We start from the raw sequence: 402 nt of genomic DNA, 5'->3' as shown, positions 1-402 counted from the left end.
CGATCACCACCACCTCCTCCCGGTGGTCCTCCATGAGCTTCATCAGGGTGTGCACCGCCTCCTGGCCGAAGTCGGCGACGCCCCCGTGCCGGGGCGTCAGGGTGTTCGCCTCGTCGACGAAGAGGTCTCCGCCGCGCGCCCGCTCGAAGGCCTCCTGGGTGAGCTGCGCGGTGTGGCCGACGTAGCGGCCGACCAGGTCGGCGCGTGCGGTGTCGATCAGCTGCCCCTTGGGCAGCTCGCCGAGGGCGGCCCGCAGCCGCCCGTAGAGGCGGGCGACGGTGGTCTTGCCGGTACCGGGCGTGAAATCTCGTATGGCGGCTGAAGGGTGTCCACGGGGGGGTGGGGGGGGGGGGGGGGGGGGGGGGGGGGGGGGGGGGGGGGGGGGGGGGGGGGGGGGGGGGG

At 76.1% G+C, this 402-nt stretch carries 1 protein-coding gene; it reads right to left on the bottom strand.

Annotated features, from left to right (window positions below; translation table 11 throughout):
- Nucleotides 1–402 (bottom strand): AAA family ATPase (locus tag PUR61_RS00760; protein ID WP_329874541.1); only part of this gene is annotated, 402 nt, incomplete at both ends.

Origin of the sequence: Streptomyces sp. BE20, from assembly GCF_036322525.1 — a bacterium.
GTDB lineage: Bacteria > Actinomycetota > Actinomycetes > Streptomycetales > Streptomycetaceae > Kitasatospora.
Note: the sequence above shows the minus strand (reverse complement) of the source record. Positions and strands in the feature narration are given on the sequence as shown.